General features: G+C 69.7%; 2 protein-coding genes and 1 pseudogene. All 3 read right to left on the bottom strand.

Annotated features, from left to right (window positions below; all coding sequences use genetic code 11):
- Positions 1 to 599: pseudogene (locus H0W38_RS20205) on the bottom strand (xanthine dehydrogenase family protein molybdopterin-binding subunit); the annotation flags it as partial.
- 80 nt (positions 600 to 679) lie between these two features.
- Positions 680 to 1708, bottom strand: coding sequence for a xanthine dehydrogenase family protein subunit M (locus tag H0W38_RS20200; RefSeq protein WP_292457539.1), 1029 nt, complete (start codon positions 1706 to 1708; stop codon positions 680 to 682).
- A complete protein-coding gene (locus H0W38_RS20195; protein WP_292457541.1) occupies positions 1708 to 2217 on the bottom strand; it encodes a (2Fe-2S)-binding protein in 510 nt (169 codons plus the stop codon). Before H0W38_RS20195 ends, H0W38_RS20200 begins: the two co-directional genes overlap by 1 nt.
- Positions 2218 to 2907: the final 690 nt, after the last annotated feature.

Here is a 2907-nt window from a genome sequence, read left to right as displayed (position 1 = left end):
CTGGTCGTGAACAGCTCCATCGCGTTGTGGTGCTGGGTCGGCGTGTAGTACTCGGCATCGACCTTGACCGTGGCGGCGGCAAAGGCCGCTTCTGCGTTGCCGACCTGCGGGTCCTTGTGCCGCTTCGACACCTTGGCGATGGCCTGCGTCGTGGTGCCGGGCGAGGCAAAGCTCGCGGTCGGCCGCTCGGCGACATAGGCGATGTCGAGCTTGTGCGCGGCCTCGCGCGCGGCCTCGAAGGTCTCCGCCAGCACCATGGCGACGATCTGGCCGTCGTGCCAGACCTTGGGAGACGCCAGCGGCACGATGGTGGTCGAGGCGCTGCCGCCGTCACTGAACATCTTCGAGCCTTTGACCTGGCCGGCGTTCTCGTGCGTGAGGATGTCGATCACGCCCGGCACGGCGCGCGCCGCCCGCTGGTCGATGCGTGAGATGCGGCCCTTGGCGATGGCGCTGGTCACCAGGTAGGCATGCGCGGGGTTGGAAAGCGCTTCGTCGGACGGATAGCGCGCGGTGCCGGTGACCTTGGCGCGCGCCTCGATGCGCGGCGCAGGCCGGCCCATGTTGGTCTTGGGTTCGGGAGCGGCGGCGAGGGTCATGGAAGTACCTTGCTAAGAATGAAGGCTCCCTCTGCCTCTGGGGAGAGGGGACAAGGCGAATGCTCGGCGTACGGCACCCGCTACACCCGCATTTCTGCAGCTTCGAGCAGCGCGCGCACCAGCGTGCGCTGGCCGAGCACGACCTTGTAGGCGTTGTGTTCGCGCGGCTGCGCGCCGGCGAAAGCGGCTGCGGCGGCGGCCGTGGCGCTGGTCTCGTCGAGCCGCTGGCCGGCCAGCGCCGCTTCCGCTTCGCGAGCCCGCCATGGCACCGTGGCGACCCCGCCTAGCGCGATGCGCGCCTCGCGAACAACGCCCTGCTGCAGGTCGAGCGCGACAGCCGCCGAGGTCAGTGCGAACTGGTAGGACTCGCGGTCGCGGATCTTCAGATAGTGCGAGCGCCGCGTCCAGGCGCCGGCCGGTACCTCGATGGCGGTGATCAGTTCGCCGGGCGCGAGCACCGTCTCGATCTGCGGCGTGCTGCCGGGCGGACGGTGCAGCATGGCGAACGGCAGCTTGCGTGTTCCGGCGGCACCGGCGATTTCGACCGTGGCATCGAGGGCGATCAGCGCCTGCGCAAAATCGCCCGGATACGTGGCGATGCAGTCGCCGCTGGTGCCGAGCACGGCATGCTGGCGGTTCATGCCGTCCATCGCCGCACAGCCCGAGCCTGGCTTGCGCTTGTTGCACGCCTGCCAGTGCGTGTCGCGGAAGTAGGCGCAGCGCGTGCGCTGCAGGACGTTGCCGCCCAGGCTGGCCATGTTGCGCAACTGCGCGCTGGCGGCGAGCACCAGCGTCTCGACGATCACGGGGTAATCGCGCAAGACCGCCGGGTGTTCGGCGGCCTGGGCCATGCTGACCAAGGCGCCGAAGCGGATGCCGCCGGGGCCGGCGGTAATGTCGCCGCCGCCGGCAGCACCCAGCGGGTTGATGTCGACCAGCGCCTGCGGGCGCATCACGTCGAGCTTCATCAGGTCGAGGATCGTGGTGCCGCCGGCCAGGAACTGCACCGGCGCCTCGGTCGCGGGAAGCGGCGCCGCGCTGCTGGCCGCCATTGCCGCCTGGGTCGCGGCGGCGGCGCTGTCGACGCGCTGGTAGGTGAAGGGCCGCATCACGCCCTCCGGATGCTGCCGCGTGCCTGCTCGATCGCGGCCACGATGTTCGGATACGCCGCACAGCGGCACAGGTTGCCGCTCATGTACTCGCGGATCTCGGCCGCGTCGTCGGCATGGCCCTCGGTCACGCAGGCCACCGCCGACATGATCTGCCCCGGCGTGCAGTAGCCGCACTGGAAGGCGTCGTGGTCAATGAAGGCCTGCTGCATCGGATGAAGGCCGCCCTCGGTGCCGGCCAGGCCTTCGATCGTGGTGACCTTGCGCGTGCCGACCTGCGCGGCCAGCGTGAGGCACGACAGCACGCGATGGCCGTCGAGGTGCACGGTGCAGGCGCCGCACTGGCCCTGGTCGCACCCCTTCTTGGTGCCGGTCAGGCCGATGTGCTCGCGCAGGGTGTCGAGCAGCGTGGTGCGGACATCGACCGTCCCGCGCTGCGGCCGGCCGTTGACGTCGAGCGTGAAGTCCAGCCGCTGGGCGGGCGGCACGGTGGCCGGCTCGATCTGCATCGGCGCTTCGGCCGTGGCAGCCCCGCGTTCGGTGCCGGTCGCGCAACCCGTGGCCAGAGGAATCGCAATCACGCCGCCGAGCGTGGACGATGAAGAAAGGAAAGTGCGACGGGTGAGTCCGGCCATGACGAGAAGTCCTTCTGCAGCACGCGCAGGCGCCGCGGGCTCGATGGGTGAGAAGCGGAAACCGCCTCTAGGCAGTTGACGTGCCTAGGGCAGGTCTCGCAGGCCTTGCAGGTCTCGCAGTCCTTGCAGGTCTCGCAGGCCTTGCAGGTCGCGCAGGTCGCTCAGGGCCTCGCAGGCGCAGAGGACGCGCAAGAGTGCGAAGGCATGGAGGGGTCCGCGGGGCTGGCTCAGGCGCCTCTTTCAGGTGCCGGCTTGGTCCGTCGCAGTCGACGCTTGCCGCAAATTCGACAGGCACCCTTGCCCGCCCTTTGCCCTTTGCCCTTTGCCCTTTGCACCGGCGCCGCCGTGGCGAACGCCTCATACCAAGTCGCGTTCGATCGGCTAAAGAACGCTGTGATCAATCCAGCCCGCATTGGTCGGCAATCGGTCCGTTGCGGACGTTCGAGGCGCGTTGCTGTTGCGTTGCGGATGTTGTGGGGGAGCAAAGCCGCGGGCGGGCGGCGGGCTTCGCTTCGGTGCGGCGGTCGGCCCTGCGGGCCGACTGCGCTGCGCTGCTCGGTCTCG

The sequence above is a fragment of the Methylibium sp. genome (assembly GCF_013817365.1).
Taxonomy (GTDB): domain Bacteria; phylum Pseudomonadota; class Gammaproteobacteria; order Burkholderiales; family Burkholderiaceae_C; genus Methylibium.
The sequence above is the reverse complement of the archived record's forward strand: the minus strand, read 5'-3'. Positions and strand labels throughout refer to the sequence as shown.

Coding starts and splice junctions, on each gene's coding strand:
- H0W38_RS20200 (WP_292457539.1), bottom strand. CDS start 1,708: ATGCGGCCCTTCACCTACCAGCGCGTCGACAGCGCCGCCGCCGCGACC.
- H0W38_RS20195 (WP_292457541.1), bottom strand. CDS start 2,217: ATGCAGATCGAGCCGGCCACCGTGCCGCCCGCCCAGCGGCTGGACTTC.